General features: G+C 39.2%; 10 protein-coding genes. 1 reads left to right on the forward strand and 9 read right to left on the reverse strand.

Features of this window, described 5'->3' with window-relative positions; all coding sequences use genetic code 11:
• Window positions 1-42: 42 nt before the first annotated feature.
• The 9 genes from ABD769_RS21345 to ABD769_RS21385 all read right to left on the reverse strand — a co-directional run bounded on the left by ABD769_RS21345 (window position 43) and on the right by ABD769_RS21385 (window position 14,752).
• Window positions 43-513: a hypothetical protein gene (locus tag ABD769_RS21345; RefSeq protein ID WP_344853386.1), complete on the reverse strand. Its 471-nt coding sequence runs from the start codon at window positions 511-513 to the stop codon at window positions 43-45.
• Window positions 514-668: 155 nt separating this feature from the next.
• Complete coding sequence (locus ABD769_RS21350; RefSeq protein ID WP_344853387.1) at window positions 669-2,123, reverse strand: RagB/SusD family nutrient uptake outer membrane protein; 1,455 nt, start codon at window positions 2,121-2,123, stop codon at window positions 669-671.
• Window positions 2,124-2,134: 11 nt separating this feature from the next.
• A complete protein-coding gene (locus tag ABD769_RS21355; protein ID WP_344853388.1) occupies window positions 2,135-5,257 on the reverse strand; it encodes a SusC/RagA family TonB-linked outer membrane protein in 3,123 nt (1,040 codons plus the stop codon).
• A 289-nt stretch (window positions 5,258-5,546) separates the two neighbouring features.
• Complete coding sequence (locus ABD769_RS21360; protein WP_344853389.1) at window positions 5,547-6,413, reverse strand: AraC family transcriptional regulator; 867 nt, start codon at window positions 6,411-6,413, stop codon at window positions 5,547-5,549.
• Window positions 6,414-6,417: 4 nt separating this feature from the next.
• Window positions 6,418-6,783, reverse strand: a complete 366-nt coding sequence (locus ABD769_RS21365) for a VOC family protein (RefSeq protein WP_344853390.1) — start codon at window positions 6,781-6,783, stop codon at window positions 6,418-6,420.
• A gap of 105 nt (window positions 6,784-6,888) precedes the next feature.
• Window positions 6,889-7,515 (reverse strand): response regulator transcription factor, encoded by a 627-nt coding sequence (locus tag ABD769_RS21370; RefSeq protein WP_344853391.1) that lies wholly within the window; start codon window positions 7,513-7,515, stop codon window positions 6,889-6,891.
• Between the two features lie 34 nt (window positions 7,516-7,549).
• Complete coding sequence (locus tag ABD769_RS21375; protein WP_344853392.1) at window positions 7,550-10,420, reverse strand: ligand-binding sensor domain-containing protein; 2,871 nt, start codon at window positions 10,418-10,420, stop codon at window positions 7,550-7,552.
• Between the two features lie 108 nt (window positions 10,421-10,528).
• Window positions 10,529-12,898, reverse strand: coding sequence for a phosphocholine-specific phospholipase C (locus ABD769_RS21380; RefSeq protein ID WP_344853393.1), 2,370 nt, complete (start codon window positions 12,896-12,898; stop codon window positions 10,529-10,531).
• Window positions 12,899-13,246: 348 nt separating this feature from the next.
• Window positions 13,247-14,752, reverse strand: coding sequence for a glycerophosphodiester phosphodiesterase family protein (locus tag ABD769_RS21385; protein WP_344853394.1), 1,506 nt, complete (start codon window positions 14,750-14,752; stop codon window positions 13,247-13,249).
• Window positions 14,753-15,035: 283 nt separating this feature from the next.
• Between ABD769_RS21385 and ABD769_RS21390 the strand changes: the two genes are divergently transcribed.
• Window positions 15,036-18,353: a hypothetical protein gene (locus tag ABD769_RS21390; protein WP_344853395.1), complete on the forward strand. Its 3,318-nt coding sequence runs from the start codon at window positions 15,036-15,038 to the stop codon at window positions 18,351-18,353.
• The last annotated feature ends 228 nt before the right edge of the window (window positions 18,354-18,581 follow it).

The following is an 18,581-nucleotide window of genomic DNA, read 5'->3' on the forward strand; positions in this document are numbered from 1 at the left end:
TAGAAAAATATAAAGTCCCGGTTTTGGCCAGGACTTTTTTGTTTAACGTGAATTTAAAACCAGCTTTCTGGCTTCGCTTTCGCTGGAAATAAATACTTTATACACCTGGCTGATTTTCCATTCGCCTTCTTTATTTTTTTCGATGATGACAAAGTTTTGCTGTGCACCATCAAATAATTCATAATTAATATCTACACGGGCAATTACCAGTGCGTCGCTTTCTGAAACGATGGTAGAGCTGATGTTGCAATCGCGCTGTACCACCCCCTCGTTTTTCTTCATCTCGCTTAAAATCTCACTGGCTTTATGTTTAATTACCCTTACATCTCTGTTTGAGGTAAAAACGGCATCCTCACTTAAAACAGCTTTCAGCTTCTTATAATCAGAGTTAATGTAACTGTCCATATAATAATTGATCACTGATTTATGACTCGCAGTAGGCTTTTCGGTAGCCAAAACCTGATTGGTGATTGTAATACCTAGTAATAAAATCACTAAAGCTTTTAGTTTCATAACTATTGGTGTTTTTTTTATTAAAGTTCGGCCAGATTGCAACAAAATAATATGCTGATAACACCTTAATGATGAGGTAACTAAAATATGATGTAAAGCAAAAAGCCCTCCTCAAAATAATTGAGAAGGGCTGGGGTTTATTAATTTTAAAGGTATTAATAGCCTGGGTTTTGTTGTGGTTTTAAAACCGGATTTGCATCCAATTCTGATTGTGGGATTGGAGAAACCAACCTGTTATCGCCAGACGGAAAGTTTACAATTTTCCAGTGTACGGTAGATCCGGTTCGGTTAACGCCCTTGTTTGTGCGTAGTAAATCGAAAAATTTATGCCCTTCGCCATATAGCTCTTTGTTGCGTTCTAACAATATTTCTTCGATCAGGGCATTGCCTGTATTGGCCGAAACAGCTGTTGCAACGCCAGCCCTTTGTTGTATCGCTAATAATGCTTGTTTTGCTGCCGGCTCGTTACCGAGGCGGGCCTCAGCTTCAGCCTCGATCAGGTACATTTCGGCAGAACGCATCAATACCTGGTTATTAGCGGTAGTGGTGGTAAAATCGAACTTATTAATTAAGTAACCCTCACCTCTTCTTCTGTAAGCGCCGGTGCTGGGATCGGCGGTTATACTGCTTTTTACCAAAAATTGTTTTTTGCGTTCGTCGTTTGCGGCAAATGAGTTAAAAAAATCATCAGTAACCCTAAAACTGGAGTAACCCGAATTGTAAGGATCGTAAAATGATGAAACGGCTAAGAAACCCTGATTGTCATCTGTACGAACACTAATACCATAAATCCATTCGGTAGTGGGCGTATTAAAACCGGTTAATAATGCCGCAGCACTACTTAATGATTTTCCTGCGCGTGCCAGTTTAGCATAACGGCTTGCTTCGGCCCAGTTTCCCATATTCAGATATACCCTTGCCAGTATCCCCTGAATGGCTGCAGTGCTCATTCTGTAAACATTGGTATTTTTTGCCGGTAAATTTATTTCTGCATATTTTAAATCATCAATAATAAAAGCGTAAACATCTTTTACTTTGTCTCTGCCTGGTGTAGGATCGTTAGGGCCAAGTGGCGCCTTAACAATCGGCACGCCCAGTGCATCAGGATTAACGCTGTAAGGTTGTGCAAACCAGCGGATTAACCAGAAATAGGTATATGCCCTTAAAGCCCTTGCTTCTGCCAGGAATTCGGTCTTTTGTGCGTCGGTTATCGGGGCAGTAGGGATATTGGCAACAAACTGATTGGCATTAGCAATCACTTTTCCGCTGTACTCCCACCAGGCACCCACATCTGAGTTGCTAGAGGTTTCTATAAACTGATATTGTGCTACAAAACGGTTATAATTTGATGCACCACTCACAATCAGCACATCGTTACCTTTAACATCTGCGCTTAAAATCATATTATTGGTATAACCCGAAAAAGTGGTTAAATCGTAAATACCCGTCATGGCAGCCTGAATTTTGGCTAATGATGAAAACGTTTCTTTCGAGTTGATCTGTTGGGTAGGGCTTACCTCCAGAAAATCTTTTTTACAACCGATAAGGTTTACCAATAACAGCAGGCTACCGATGTAAAATGTGGTTTTATATATTTTTATATTTTTCATTTTTCTCTAAATTAAAATCCAACATTAAGGCCCAGCGTAAATGTTTTAACATTTGGAATATCATTATTTGTTAAACCGGTAAGCGCAGACTCCGGATCCATACCTTTATGTTTTGCAAGTGTAAACGGATTTTCTGCTGTTACATAAAGCCTAAGCGTTGATAAATGGATGGTTTCTAACCAGTTTTTCTTTAATGTATATCCTAAGGTGATATTTTTAACACGCATAAAAGATCCATCATAAAGGAAACGGGTAGATTGGTTGTTTCCTAAATCGGTATTGGCGATTACAAATCTTGGTACATCTGTTACATCACCAGGTTTTTGCCAGCTGTTAAAATTATCAACCGACAATTGTTTACCAACATTGGCACCTCCGTGCATTAAATTGCCATAAAGGGTATCATAAATTTTTCCCCCGGTTGAGAAATAAGTATATACACTTAAATCGAACTGCTGATACTTAAAGTTGTTGTTAAAACCGCCTGTAAATTTAGGCAATGCCGAACCGAAGTTATTGTACCTTGTGGCTGTAGACCAGGTTTTAGTTGTAATTCTATTGCCTGTTGCCTGGCCATTTACCACTTCATCCATATACCACATCGGTCTTCCGTCAGCCTGGTCTACGCCTGCATACTCGCGTAAATACCAGTCGTATCTGCTTCCTCCTACGGTCCACCTTTTGGTCGCGTCATCAGCATCAATTACCTCAGCCTGTGTCATTTTATTGATCTTGTTTTTGTTCGAAGTAATGTTGAATGAAATATTCCAGTCGAAATCTTTTGTTTTTACCGGATTTGCATTTAATAACACCTCTACACCATAATTATCCATTGAGGCTAAATTGGTTGTTAAATTACGAAAGCCTGTGAGCTGAGAAACCGGCTGACTGAATAATATGCCTTTTGAACCGCGTTTGTAATAAGAAACCTCTCCACTTAATTTTCCTTTAAAAAGGGCAAATTCTAACCCTAAATCAAGTGTCGAATTTTCTTCCCAGCGTAAATCAGGGTTTGGCAACTGAAAATAATTGATTCCTGATTGCCCGTCGTAGTTTTTACCTAATGAATATAAACCTTGTGAGGCATATCTTTCAATCCTGTCGTTACCCGAAGTACCATAACTTCCCCTTAATTTTAACTCATCAAGCCAGGTTACATTTTTAAGGAAATCTTCTCTTCCGATTCTCCATGCACCACCTACTGAATAAAATGTTCCGTATTTATGATCTGCCCCAAAAACAGAAGAACCATCTCTTCTTAAACTTGCCGACAGGTAATATTTAGTGTCGTAATTATACTCTAAACGGGAGAAATAAGAAGATAATCTTTTTTGCGTATAGTAAGATTGTGTGGTGTTAGGGGTTGATGCCGCAATTAATTCGCTGGTTCCGGGAAAAGGAAAGCCAGTTGCCTGTGCATAAGTGTAATCTTGTTTGGTACGGTAAGCCTCCTGACCCAACAATACATTAAAACTATGTAAGTTGAAAGATTTGTTATAGGTTAAGGTATTTTGAAAAGTTACGGTTACATCTTCTTTTGAGTAACGGTACCCCCTGCCCTTTACACTAAATCCATCACCATGCTCCATGTTATAGAACTGGCGTTCGCGGTTATTGATATAATCAACAGCCACCATTGTTTTAGCGGTAAAATCTTTTAAAAATTTAACCTCTGCGTAAGGGCTCGATATTACCCTGTTGGTAATGGTATTGTACTCGTTTAATTTTGATAAGCCAACCGGGTTAAAATCGGGCGTAACCGGATTGACATAATTGTAAACCGGATTTCCAGCCAAATCGAATACTACATTACCATTCGCATCGCGTACATAAAGCGGATAAATATTTGCAGTTTGATCGGCAAAGTTTACCGGGTTATCAGAACCGGTGCTGCCAGCAGGCGTATTTTGTTGCGTACGGGCCAGGCTATTGTTTATGCCAATTTTCAAGAAATCTGTTACCTCGGTATTAATGTTAAATTTGCTCGAATAACGGTTAAAATCTGAACGGATTACAATACCATTTTGCTCGAAATAGCCGCCGGAGACGAAGAATTTAGTTTTTTCGTTACCGCCACTGGCCGATAAATCGATGTTTTTAGTTACCCCTCTGCGTTGTACCTCCTTACGCCAGTCTGTATCGTAAAGTAAGGCTGCCCCATTGGCCAGTACACCATTTGCCGCATAAGGATTAGCGGTATTATATGGGTTTACAACCAGTTTGCCATTGGTTAATCCATTTGCTGCTGTAGCTGCAGCATCAGGGGTTAAACCTGCCGCCAGGCGTTGTGCATAATATACATCCCAATAGGTTTTATAATATTGGGTGGCATCCATCACCTCAGGTTTATCAACTGCCTGGTAAGAATATCCTGTATAAGCACTCAGGTTTAATTTGGTTTGGCCTGCTTTACCTTGTTTTGTAGTGATTAATACCACTCCGTTAGCCGCCCTTGACCCGTAAATGGCTGCAGCCGTTGCATCTTTTAATACCGTTAATGAAGCAATATCGTTAGGGTTGATTGACGAGAGCACATCAGATGTTTGCGCTACATTACTCAAATCTCCGTTGGTAATGGCAATACCATCTACCACATAAAGTGGCGTACTGGATGCGGTAAAGGAGCCAACGCCACGAATGCGTACGGTAGAGGTTGCACCCGGCTGACCAGATACGCTGGTAACCTGTACACCTGCTGCTGCACCTTGTAAGGCTTTTTCAAAAGAAGTAACCGGACGATCCTGTAAAACTTCGCTTTTAACTACCGCTGCTGATCCGGTAAAATTTTCCTTCTTCACCGTTCCGTAGCCGATAATCATTACATCCTGCAGGTTTTTAGAAGACGATACCAGGCGTACAGTTAATGTTTCGCCGGTTATGTTTACTTCCTGTTCGGTATATCCTACGTAGCTTAACACCAAAGTTTTTGCGTTTACAGGCACAGAGATCGAAAAGGTTCCCTGTCCGGTGGTTTGGGTTAACTGTGCTGTTCCTTTTATTTTAATTGATACACCAGGCAATGGCAGGCCATCGTCTGCATCAACCACTTTTCCGGTGATTGTTTTATTCTGCGCCAGTGCATTGAAATAAGACAAAACCGTCACCATTAAAATCAATAGTAATTTTTGTTTCATGTTGAGAAATAAATAGTTAGTAATTAGTTTATCGTTTAGTTTTTAGCCGGGATGCATGAAACCAAATCAATAAGCAATTTAGGTGCTATCAAAACCTCAAAATGTGCGAAAATCACCATTTTTAATAATCAGGGGTCATAAACGCAAAAAAGCAAACTCCAATCCTGGCAGTTTGCTTTTTTAATCATTATTAACCTAAACAGGAAAAAACTTCTACAAATTGTCCTGCAAGAGCTTCAAAAATAGTTTCATCCTGATATAGAAAATATGCAGAAATCACTATTTATATTTAATTCAGCTTACTCTTTTTATACTTTAAAGGAGTAATATTGAACGTATTTTTAAATAACCTGATGAATGAACTCGGGCATTCAAAACCCACCAAACCCACTATTTCGTTTAACGAATAGCTTGTAGTTTGTAATAATCTTTTGGCCCGGTTTAACCTGAGCTGCATCAAAAACTGGTAAGGACTGATTTCGTACGCTTCCTTAAACGTCCTCAGTAAATGGTTAACCGATAAACAGGCCTGTTCGGCTATATTTTCAAGCGTGATATTCTGGTTATAATTACTGCTGATGTATTCTTTGGCCAGTGTTAACCTTTTTAAAACCTCCTCACGCGTTTTGGTTTTAATAAAACTGAGTTTATCCAGTTTCTGCACCACCTCCCGATCATAAATTTTATAATAATTTAAAAGGCAGTGATACATGTATTCATTAATCAGCATTTCGTCTTTTAAACCTTTATCGAGCTGGTTTTTAAGGTGCTGTACGTTAAAGCGCATATCGCCGGTAAAGGGATATAAAGATTCTGTAAATGCCGGCCTGCTTTTAACCTCTTTCCCATCCAGTAAATTTTCGTGGCTGGCGGAGAGGGTATGATGAAAATCACTAAAAAAGTGCTCACCGAAAGAAACCGAAAATGTATTTACCGGGTTAATCGAATCTATTTTACTGCAAAAGTTTGTTCCGGCGTTTACCACCGCAAAAGTATCGGGGTAAATGCTAAACCTTCTTTTATTAATTTCGCAGTCTTCGGCACCGCTAAAAACAAATTTTATGGTATAGGCATCGTTCTGCTGCTCATAAATGGCATCGCAGGTGCTTTCGCTTACAATTTTATTTCTGTTGCTCAGTTCTTTAACGTACCTCATGCCATTAATCCTCATTATAGTTACGTTGTTCCAAAATGATAAATTCGTTTCCATAGGGATCAGAAAATGCGGCACTTAAACCCTCAGTTAAATAAGACGGTGTTTTTTTAAAAACAACCCCTCTGGATTTTAACCTGCAATAATCTTCCAGGCAATCATCACTTTGCAATACAATTTTATTGGTCTGGTTTTGATGCTTATGCTCCGAAAGAAAAATACTGGTTCTATCATCAGCCTTAACCAATATCCCCTTTTCCTGTCCGTGAAGTATGGTTGCTTCAGTAGGCATCCCTAAACAATTGGCATAAAAGGCATCTGCATCATTTAGCTGCTGTACTTGCACATAAAAGAATTTTGCAGATGGGCTCATTATTCCGTTCAATTGTATGGTGTAAAATTAAACTGAAATTGAACGGGAAGGATCACCCAAAAAGGGTGATTTTAGCATTATTTTTTCAAATGGTATTGTTATAACTTAAATAAAACGCTTTTCTTTCGCTGTTTTAATGGCTTCGGCCTTTGAGTTTACATCGAGTTTGATGTAGATATTTTTGACATGGCTCCGCACCGTTTCCTGGTCGATAAAAAGATCATTGGCAATTTGGGGCTTGGTTTGTCCGTTGGCTATCCGGTCTAATATTTCGGTTTCTCTTTTGGTTAAGGGCGAGTTCAGGTTTTTTTGAAAAGAATGCATCACAATCCGGGCAACATTGGTACTCATGGCGCCACCACCCGTACTTACTTCCCTAACTGCATCGATAATTTTTGCCGCACTGGAGTTTTTGGTCAGGTAACCGCCCGCCCCCATGGTTAGGGCCTCGAAAACCAGTTCAGGCGAATCAAATACGGTTAAGATGATGATATGGGCATTTGGCAAAGTTTTTTTAATAAACGGCAATGCCTGTAAACCGTTTGTGCCTGGCATCTGGATATCAAGCAGGATTACATCGGGTTGGTCGGTTTCCAAATGTTTTTTAGCCAGATCGTATGATGCATAGGAATTTACCACAGCAAAGTCTTCAACATCATTCAACAGCGATTCGTAGCCCATTCTTAAAATATCATCGTCTTCTATTAAAACGATTCGTAAACTTTGGTTCATTTTAGGTGTGTTTAATGGTTAGACGGCTTTTATGCTATTTTGTGACAGGAATTCTTGTAGAAATTGTGGTGGTGGTCCCTTTTCCCTTAATTGAAGAAATCTGGAAGGTAGATTTTATCCGTTTACAACGGGTTTGAATGTTGTTTAACCCCCTGCCCCGCTCTACCGATTCGAGGTCGAATCCTGTGCCATCATCTGTAGTTAAAATGTTGATGGTGTGGTGGTCTGTTTCGATCACCATAATAAGTACCTGCGTGGCTTTTGCATGTTTTAGTACATTATTCAGCATTTCCTTAAAAATAAGCGTCAGGTTGCGGTTAAACTCCATCGATAAATGCAATTTTTGGTATTTGGCCAGCACGCCTTCCATTTTAAAATCGATCCCGGTATTCTGAAATAGATCGATCCCGAAATTTTTAATGTGTACCAAAATTTCGAAAAGGTTGTCGCTGTGCGGATCAAGCGCCCAAAGGATATCTTTTGTTCCGGTATAAAGCAAACCGGCATTTTCCCTGATCAGGCGGATCAGTTCTTTCTGCTCTTTCTCCGTTCCATCTACTTTTTTATCCAGAAGCTCCGATAAAACATTAATCCTGGTTAATTTATTGCCAATATCGTCGTGAAAATCTTCAGCCGTCTGTTTCCTGATTTTTTCCTGCTCTTTTAACTTTAATTTTTCGAACTGGTATTTCTTCCGTTCGCGGGTTTTAAAAATCAGGTAAAAAATAAGCCAGATCAGAAAAATCATCACCAGAAACGCAATAACCTTAAAAAGAACCGTATCGTAATAAGGCGGTACAATGATAAAACTGAACTGTTCGATACCGGATTGCTGACCGTTTGCAATGGCATATACCTGAAAAGTATAAGTACCGGGCCTGATGGCAGAATATTCGATCTCTGTATTGGGCACAGGTTTACTAAAATCGTTATCTATCCCAACCAGTTTGTACCGGTAAAGCACGCTTTCGGGATTGGTAAGGTAAACTCCTTTAAAACTTATTGCAATGTGGTTCTGACTATAGTTTAACTTGTAAAAACTATTTTTAGTGCTGTTGAGATCGATAGAAAGATCTTTAGAACGGTCATTTTTATGAAAAACATTAACCTGCTGAATATGGATAAATGGATTTTTTTTATTCTGACCGGGTGCTACAATTTTACATTGAATGATGCCACTGATGGTGCCCACCAGAATATTATTTTTGTAATTGATAATCGCGTTCTGATTACATTCTACAATTAAAGCATGATCCCTGAAAACCTCGTAGCGCTGTTCCTCCTCGTTAAAGGTTAATTTATTGATGCCACGGCCGGTACCGGCCCATAAATTTCCTTTATTATCTGTTGCCAGGCTGTAAATATCATTTGAGTTGAGCCCGTTAGCAGTTACATAACGTTTTATAGCTTTTGTTTTAAGGTTCCAGGTTACAATACCATCTCCAAGTGTAGCAAAAACGAGGTTATCGCCATGTTTAATAATGCTTAGAATATGTATATGGTTGAGTGCTTTAATCTGAAAGCCGGGATCTGTTTTTTTATTCCTGATGAGCGTAACACCGTTTGATGTGCCCAGCAGTACGCTATCTTTACTTAAAGGATAAGGAAAAATGCAGGAAGAATAGCCATCAAAGCCGGTTATCTTTTCAATTTTCCCATCTTTTAAATAAGTGGAAGATTTTAATCCGTTGATCCAGATCCCACCTTCACTGTCTTCACCAATGCAACTATTATCAAAACGCTCGGGCTTTAATACCTGCGAAAATTTTTGTCCGTCGTATTTCCAAACACCATTGCCATAGGTAGATATCCAGATATTTTTTGCCCTGTCAGCATAAACAAAATAGATTTTTTTATCCTTAAAAACCGGATTGCCGATCTGCTCTACCTTTTTACCATCATACTTAAAAATGCCCTTATTATAGGTTCCGAACCATAAATTATTGTTTTTATCCGCAGCCATCCCGCTGATCGGGTAGGCAATATTCTGACCTTTGAATTTATTGTAGCGGATAAAGGCATCACCCTCATACTTATAAATTCCATCACTGAAACAGGAAATCCAGATGTTATTTTCTGCATCCCTAAAAATCTCATTTACCTGATTGTCGCTCAGCCCGTTCTCGGCATTGAAATAAATAAAAGAACCATCTTTGTGGATGAGGTATGCTCCTTTTTCGGAACCTGCCCACATATTGCCCTTATTATCTTGTTCTAAAGCATAATAAGTGTCGATTTTAGGATTTTTGAAAAACGGTTTCACCATTCCATTTTCGGACACGTAAATACCGCTCCGGTAGGTTAACAGGTAAAACTTGGTTCTTATCCTCTTGTCGAATAAGATTTTCCTAATGGATAATGCACTTAATTCGGCCGGCAATTCCTGATAAATTACCCATTTGTTATTTTTAAGCTGATAAATCCCTTTCTCTGCAACCACAGCAAAAAGATTACCGTACTGATCGGTATTAATGGCATTTACATACAAGCCGCCTATAGCATAAAAAACAAGCCTGCCCTTTTCAATTTTAAACAGTTTACGTTCGGTTATCCCCCAAATGGTGCCTTGTTTATCTTTCAGGAGATTATTTACGCTTTTTCCTGAAAATATGGTGGTTATTTTTCCTTTTTTCAGACTATTAATCCCGGCCTCAGTTCCAAAATAAATCTGCCCCTGGTTATCTTCAAGAATGCAGTTTACCGAATTAGAACTCAATCCATCGGCTTTGCTATAAGAGGTAAAAATTTTTCCGTCGAAATTACTAACGCCGCCAAAAGTACCGAGCCAGAGCGTTCTGTCTTTTGCCTGGTAAATAACCATTACCTGCGATTGCGGCAGGCCATCTTTTAAACTGTAATTGGTGAAGTTATAGCTTTGGGCCGATAGCTGAAGGCTACAGACCAAAATGAAAGAAATTATGAAACTTATTTTGACTATAGACAGTTTACTGCACATACAATACAAAATAAGCATAATTTCTTTCAAAAGCCATCCCCCTTTTTGGGGGATATTTTATGCGTTACCCATATATGGATCGGTTTGGGTAATTTCTCCGGTTTCTATTTTGCCGGCATAACGCTGTTTAAAAAGGCTGTTGCCAGCCTGTACAATACTGAAATCGTACCAATTGGCATTTTTACTTACATTGAATGTAAAATTAGCACCCGATTTTGGCTTTAAGCTTACCGTTTTAACTCCGCTTTTATATTTGTTGTCGATAATTTGCAGGGTAATTACAGCAGCACTTTTATTTTCTATTGCAAAAACCAGGTTTCCGTTAAGTTTTTTGCTTACCAAACCACTTTGTTCAGGATAAGCTTTAATCGAAACAGCAGGATTTTTTTTACTCCCCGCAAAATTCCGGTAAAAACCATTTGGTCCGCTGATGGCCAGGTCATACACTTCGCTGTCGAAATCATCGATTTTGATACGGTCTTTCAAGGTATCGCCAGCTTTTACTGCATAAGCCCAGGTTTTTCCGGCCACGCCTTTAAATTTGGCAATGGTATTCATATTGAACGGTGCACCAATACTTTCGGTTTCGTTGCCAAACAGGGTTTTTGCCGATTGGAAGGTAAGTTCGATTTCGTTATTCGCCAAATTGGCATCTACCATTAAATGATAAGGCAGCGCGCAGGCATGCTTGGTGCCATTTTCCTGTTTGGGTGCATGAACAGATGTTTCACGTGAAAAAGACTCAAATTTATTGATTTTGGCCACTTCAATTTTATTTAAAGCAGTTGGACCAACTTGTGCAGGTTTATTTTTGGCATTACCGATATTGGTAACAACCACATCGCGTTTTAGGGGTTCGGGAGATTTAATTTCTTCACCGTTATAAGGTCTGAATACCGAGGTTAAATCGCCACAGATATTTCTGCGCCAATCGCTAATATTATTGCTTTTAATGTTTTTTCCTGTTTTTTTGGCCAGCCATTTCTCCATAAACATCAACGAAGAAGTATGATCGAAAACCTGCGAGTTTACAAAACCACCTTTGCTCCACGGCGAAGCAATAACCAAAGGTACACGGTAGCCTAAACCAATCGGACTGCCCTTCCGGGCTTCGAAATCGGTAGCAAAATTGATTCCGCGAGAAACTTTTCCGCTGGTCGGATCATCAGGATTAGGAACCACAAAAGGTGGCTGGTGATCGAAATAACCATCATTTTCATCGTAGGTTAAAACAAATATGGTTTTTTTCCAAACCTCCGGGTTTTTGGTTAAAATATCCAAAGCTTCGCTTACGTACCAGGTTCCGTATAAAGGCGAACTGGTATGGTCAGAAAAACGTTGTGGCGCCACCAGCCACGAAACGGTTGGCAATTTTCCACTGTCAACATCTTTTCTGAACTGGTGAAAAATATCCCCTTTTGGAACATTTATCGTTTCAGATTGCCCCTGGTCGTTTTTAAAGGTAAAAGGCTCCAGTTCCAGGTAATCTTTTTGCGAAATATTGGTGGTAAAGGCTTTATCAACTAAATTTTTCTCCTTTTGAGATAATTTATCATATTTCTCCTGAACTTCTTTGGCTGTTAAGGCCGGTTTAACGGTATTATCGCCGTTTTTCCTAAAATAAGCTGATAATTTAACGTTGTGCCTGCTAATGTATTCAACAGGATTGTCGCCGTAATTTCCTAACCAATCGTCAATTTCACCTTCAGGAAGTTTTGACGTCCAAAGTTCGTTCTGGTAAATACGCCAGTCGATTCCGTTATCTTCCAGGGTTTCCTGAAAAGTTGGCCAATCTACAAATACATTGTTCTGCGATTCGGCCTGATCATTATTCACTACGGCCACACGGTTGGCGCTTTTCTCTCCCCGTATGGTACCGGTGAAAAAGAAAAGGCGGTTTGGTGTTGTTCCGGTTAGCGACGAGCAAAAATGCTGATCGCAAATGGTAAAGGCATCAGCCATAGCATAATAGAAAGGAATATCGTTCCGATCATAATAGGCTAAAGTCATAGGTGTTTTAACGGGCAACCATTTATCGTATCGACCACCGTTACGCGCTGCAACCTGATCGTTCCACGAGTGTGGCAAACCACCCTGCCAGGTAATTTTTGTTTTGTTAATGTCGACATGAAAAGGCGCATAAGTGTAACCCTGACCATCTTTCTGCAACCAAACTTTGTTACCATCGGGCTGGATATGCGGATGTGGGTCGTTAAATCCGCGTACACCTTTCATTTTACCGAACATATGATCGAACGACCTGTTTTCCTGCATTAAAAAAACAATGTGTTCTGCATCATAAAAAGTGCTGCCAGGTTCAGGATTAATCGACATGGCTTTTAGCACCGAGCTGGGCAAAGTGTTGGCCATGCCCGTAGCCCCGGCAAACAAGGCCGCTTTTTTTAGAAATTCTCTACGTGAATCCATAAATTATACAATATAGCTTAGATACCGCAAGTTATGATTTTTAGTCCAAAGTCCTTAGTCTGCAGTCCATAGTCAGGTAAGCGATCTATCCCAACAATAGAGCAATCTAATTCATTACCAGTAATCGAATCACAATATCCAAAATGTAACGATCGGAAATCAATTTGCAGTAACAGTTAACCGATTTAAACGATTAAGCAGTTAACCCTAACAATGAAACAATCGGGCAATGTGACAATTTTCAGTTAACCGATTTCAACAATTAACCAGTTAACCTTAACAATGAAACAATTTTCAGTTTTCAGATGCCACTTACCAATAACAAATGACCAATGAACTAATAAACCTCTATTTCTGGAACACCCTTACATAATCCACTTTCATGGCCGCCGGGAAAATAGCATCATCAACGCCTTTCTTTCCGCCCCAGCCGCCACCTACAGCAACGTTTAAGATCACATGGAAATTCTGATCGAAAGGCCAGTCGCCCGATCCTTTTTTGGTATTGTTAAAGGTGAGGTATTTTTGATCGTCAATAAAGAAATCGATGCGATCGGCAAACCATTCTATCGCATAAACATGGTATTCGGTATAAGGATTATTAACTTTCAAAGCCTTACCCACCTGCGTTTTAATGACGTGGTTAAATTTTTCGGTATGTACCGTTCCATGCACGCTATCCGGATCGTAACCTACATGCTCCATGATATCAATTTCGCCACTTTTAGGCCAGTTGCCATATTTCCAGTCGGTTGGTAAAGCCCATATTGCAGGCCATAATCCCCTGCCCTTTGGCAACATGGCGCGTACTTCTACCCTGCCGTATTTAAAGTCGAATTTGTTTTTGGTTACCAACCTGGCCGAAGTATAATGGTTGGCATCTTTATCTGCCTTTATAGCGGTAATGTTCAGGTTTCCTTTTTTAACCACTGCATTTGCGCTATCAGCATCGGTATAATATTGCAGTTCGTTATTTCCCCAACCTTTGCCGCCTACGTCATAACTCCAGTTTTTGGTTAGCGGCAATCCGGCGTCATCAAATTCATCAGCCCATTTTAATTTCCACCCTTGCGCAACCGGAGTTTTTTTAATTTCTTCGAAAAGTAATTCTGGCTCGTTGGTGGTGATGTAATCTACTTTGTGCGCTAAAAGCCACTGCATTTCGGGTACTGCGTTTACCGTCCACGCATTTACAGTTAAGCCTAGTTTTTGCGCATTTTCGATCCAGTTATCTTTCTGGTACACGCTATAATGATAATCAACCCCCGTTAATTTATCGGCTTTCATTTGCTCAGCACTAATTTCGCCCCTCAAATAAGCCACTTTTGCTTTTGGTAATAAAGCTAACACGCGTTTGCAATAATCGTAATCAAAACTGATGTACTCTACCCAGTCGGTTGCTTTTAGCTTTTGCACCATTTCAATGCTTTTATTGGTCACCTCTATTCCGCGTTCTTTACTAATTAACGATGGTTTTATCTCCAGAATCAGCTTGGTCGTTTTCTGTTTTTTACCTTCCAGCAGGTAGGCTTCCAAAGTTGGGATTTTCTCGCCATTGCTCATCGTTTTGGTTAACAGTTCATTATAACTCACTTTCTCAATGGTTAAACCCTGAAATTCAGGATCGTGGTTAATCACCAGAACCCCATCTGCTGTCATCCATACATCGAATTCTGAACCATAACAACCCAGTTTTACGGCTTCGTTTAAAGAAGCAATGGAATTTTGAGGGAAATTATTTTTCTTCCAGGCGCCACGGTGGGCAATTACCTGGTTTTTGTTCCAGTTAAATTTTTGGGCAAAAGAAGCAGTAAAAATGAACAACATCAGTGCAGAAATAAGTACTCGTTTCATGTTTGGTATAATTTATACAAAAAATCAAAAGTAGATTTTTATAAGAACACCTGTTTAAAATCTATGTAACCTTTGTATTAATAAAAACAAGTTAAAGATTTTACTTCGATATTTCTTACCACAGATTTGTACAGATATAACTATACCATTTCATCTGTATCATCCTTTTATCTGTGCTTAAATAATTATTAAACAGGTGAACATAACCATTTTGTAATAAACACGTTATCCAATTACCCGTTTCCTTTTAATTGACTGGAACAATTTTTACATTTACGGTGATATGGTGAGCAATAACTACAACGAATTATTAAGGAAGATAGATGAGTTTATCCGGAAATTTTACCTCAATAAAATTTTACGGGGCAGTATTTATGCTGCAGCAATACTTCTAGCCCTGTATTTAATTGTTTTTTTAAGCTTGTATTACCTCAACCCAACAGCGGGTTTCAAAACTTTTATTTTTTTCGCATATCTCCTGGTCGGGTTATTATTAGTAGGTTTTCTCATTGTAAAACCGCTCCTATCAATGCTAAAATTGGGCAAACACCTTACTTTCGATGAAGCATCGGTTATCATCGGAAATCACTTTTCCGATATTAAGGATAAATTGCTCAATACCTTGCAACTTCACCGCTTGTCAGAAAATCAGCCCAATAATAATCACCTCATTATTGCCAGTATCGATCAAAAAATTCTCGAATTAAAACCCGTTCCCTTTTATACCGCAGTAAGTATAAATGATAACCGCAAGTATTTAAAGTATCTTTTTATTCCGCTTTCCATCATCCTGCTAATCGCCATTATCGCTCCCGCCATTTTACGCGAGGGTACCAGCAGTTTTTTCAAATACGATGAATACATTGCCCCTAAAGCCCCGTTTAGTTTTACCGTTTTAAATAAGAATTTAACCGTTACACAGGGTGATGATGTAACCTTAAACCTGAAATTATCAGGCGATCAGCTCCCGGCCGAAGTTTATGTAGAAGACGGAAAAAATACCTATAAACTGCAAAAAGAGAACATCAGTAAATTTAATTATAGCATTAAAAACATCCAGAGCGATAAAAAATTGGTTTTTAAAGGTGGTGGCTTCAGTTCTTCGGTTTTTACCATTAGCGTTAAGCCCCGCCCGGAGTTACTAAACGCCACTGCAACTTTAAATTTTCCAGCCTATCTGGGTAAAAAAGCTGAACAGGTAGTTAATGTTGGCGACATGCTCCTACCGGAAGGAACAAAGGTTACCTGGAATTTTAAAACCGGACAGAGCAATTCGATTTTGTTTATCCTGAACGGCACCGAAAATATTTTAAAAGTGGAAGATAATGAATCCAGGTTCAATGCCACCATCAGGAACAATTCCAAATATAGCGTTACCCCTAAAAATGAATACGTTACACTGCGCGATTCTTTATCGCATCAGATTACGGTGGTTAAAGATCAGTCGCCAGGAATTTCAGTAGAAGAAAAATCTGATTCGGTGAGCAATAAAGCCCTGTATTTCAGCGGTAATGTTACAGATGATTATGGTTTTAGCCGTTTAAGTTTCAAATATAACATTAAAGAAAATAACCGGATTATTGGTTCATTTACCAAAAATATCGCGATTAAAAGCAACGTCACCGAAAATACCTTTTTCTACTTCTGGGATTTAAAAACAGCCGCTGCCAAACCCGGACAGGAAATTGAATATTATTTCGAAGTAGCCGATAATGATGGCGTTAATGGCGCAAAAGTTACCCGATCGGAAGTTAAAACCTTTAAACAACCTACCAAAAAAGAAACCGCTGAGCAGGTAAACGCCAGTAACCAGGCTTTAAAACAAAAAGTACAATCTGCTATCCGTTTGGCCAATACCATCGAAAAGGAAAGTAAAAAAGTGGCAGAAAGTCTGATCGATAAAAAACAGATTTCTTTCGAAGATAAAAAGCAAATCGAAGCCCTTTTAGATAAGCAAAAACAGCTTGATGAAGCCGTTAAGGAAATTAAAGAACAGAATGACAAAAATATTCAGCAACAGGAAGATCAAAAACAGACGGGAGAACTGTTAGAGAAACAAAAGCAAATTAAAGACCTGTTTGATAATGTGCTTGACGAAAAAACGAAAGAGCTTTTGCAAAAGCTGCAGAACCTGATGAATGAAAAAAACAAAGATCAGACACAGAATGAGCTTTCTAAAATGCAGCTGGATAATAAAACCCTTAAAAATGAACTCGACAGGATTTTAGAACTCTATAAACAGTTAGAATTTGAACAGAACCTTCAATCGGATATCGATCGCCTGAATGAGCTGGCCAAAGATCAAAAGGAACTTGCCGAGCAAACCAAAGATAAAAAACAGGACAACGAAGCCTTAAAACAAAAACAGGATGCCCTCAACAAAGAAATGAAGGACCTGAAAGATGACCTTAAAAAGCTGGAAGAAAAAAATAAATCGCTGGAAAGACCAAATCCTTTCGAAAACCCAGAAAAAGATGTTCAGGATATACAAAAAGAACAGCAGGACAGTAAAGATGCTTTAGATAAAAAAGATTCAAAAAATGCCAGTCAGAAACAGCAGAAGGCTGCAGATCAGATGGAAAAATTATCTAAAAAAATGAGCGATATGCAGCAACAGGGCGAAGAAATGGAAAACAACCTGAATGCCAAAGAGTTGCGCCGATTATTGGAAAACCTGCTAACCACCTCATTCGATCAGGAAAAGGTAATGCTTGCTTTAAAGAAAATGAATGCTACTGATCCATCATACATCAGTAACGTACAAAAACAGCGGGCCATTAAAGATAACCTTAAAACCATTGCCGATAGCTTGTATAGCTTAAGCAAACGCGTTCCTCAAATAGAATCGACAGTGAACGAGGAAATGAATAAAATCAACTTTAACCTCGATAAAAGTTTGGAAAGTTTGGGCGACAGAAGAACGCCGGAAGCCAACCGTTTTCAGCAGTTTACCATGACTTCTATTAATAACCTCACCCTGATGTTGAGTGAAGCTTTAAGCCAGTTACAGAATATGCAGAAAAACGGCAAAGGCGGCAGCGGAAAGAAACAGAAACAGGGAATGAAACAGCTTTCGCAAATGCAGGATCAGCTGAATAAAAGCATGCAAAAAGCCCGGGAGCAGATGCAAAAATCAGGAGGTAACCAGGGCACCGTGGGTAAAGGACAAATGAGCCAGGAATTTGGTAAAATGGCCCAGCAGCAACAAATGATCCGTCAGGCACTGGAAAAAATTAACCGCGAAGAAAATAAAGATGGAAGCGGTAAAATGGGCAACCTGAACGAAGCCATTAAAGAAATGAAACAGACCGAGAGCGATCTGGTTAACAAGCGTTTACAACAGGAAACTTTAAACAGACAGAAAGACCTGTTAACCAAACTATTAGAAGCAGAAAAAGCCGAACGCGATCAGGAGGAAGATTCGAAACGCGAAAGTAAAGCTGCGAAAGAATTTCCACCATCTTATCAGAAAATGGTCGATCAGTTTAAAAAGCAGCAACAAAACGGTAATGATATGTTGCAAAAAATGCCACCGAGTTTAAATTACTACTATAAAAATAAAATTGCTGAGTACTTAAAATCGTTGAATATAATCCAATAAATCCACTCGTCATCTCGACCGAAACGCAGTGGAGCGGAGAGATCTATCTCGAGACAGATTTAGCTTTGCTGAGCCTTCGGGTTCTCGACTCCGTTGCACTCCGCTCGAAATGATTGTTATGATAAAAACAAATTTTAAGCGGCAATATTAAAGTTATTTTTATAGCTCTCCTGGTTTTTAATAACAGCAGCAATTCTTAGCGCTATTTTGTTTCTAACGGCATTAATT

The sequence above is a fragment of the Pedobacter jeongneungensis genome (genome assembly GCF_039538295.1).
GTDB classification, from domain to species: Bacteria; Bacteroidota; Bacteroidia; order Sphingobacteriales; family Sphingobacteriaceae; genus Pedobacter; species Pedobacter jeongneungensis.

Bases quoted from the DNA above. Each gene is read 5' to 3' on its own strand.
- ABD769_RS21370 (WP_344853391.1), bottom strand. From the start codon at position 7,515: ATGAACCAAAGTTTACGAATCGTTTTAATAGAAGACGATGATATTTTA.
- ABD769_RS21345 (WP_344853386.1), bottom strand. From the start codon at position 513: ATGAAACTAAAAGCTTTAGTGATTTTATTACTAGGTATTACAATCACC.
- ABD769_RS21365 (WP_344853390.1), bottom strand. From the start codon at position 6,783: ATGAGCCCATCTGCAAAATTCTTTTATGTGCAAGTACAGCAGCTAAAT.
- ABD769_RS21390 (WP_344853395.1), top strand. From the start codon at position 15,036: ATGGTGAGCAATAACTACAACGAATTATTAAGGAAGATAGATGAGTTT.
- ABD769_RS21360 (WP_344853389.1), bottom strand. From the start codon at position 6,413: ATGAGGTACGTTAAAGAACTGAGCAACAGAAATAAAATTGTAAGCGAA.
- ABD769_RS21380 (WP_344853393.1), bottom strand. From the start codon at position 12,898: ATGGATTCACGTAGAGAATTTCTAAAAAAAGCGGCCTTGTTTGCCGGG.
- ABD769_RS21350 (WP_344853387.1), bottom strand. From the start codon at position 2,123: ATGAAAAATATAAAAATATATAAAACCACATTTTACATCGGTAGCCTG.
- ABD769_RS21355 (WP_344853388.1), bottom strand. From the start codon at position 5,257: ATGAAACAAAAATTACTATTGATTTTAATGGTGACGGTTTTGTCTTAT.
- ABD769_RS21385 (WP_344853394.1), bottom strand. From the start codon at position 14,752: ATGAAACGAGTACTTATTTCTGCACTGATGTTGTTCATTTTTACTGCT.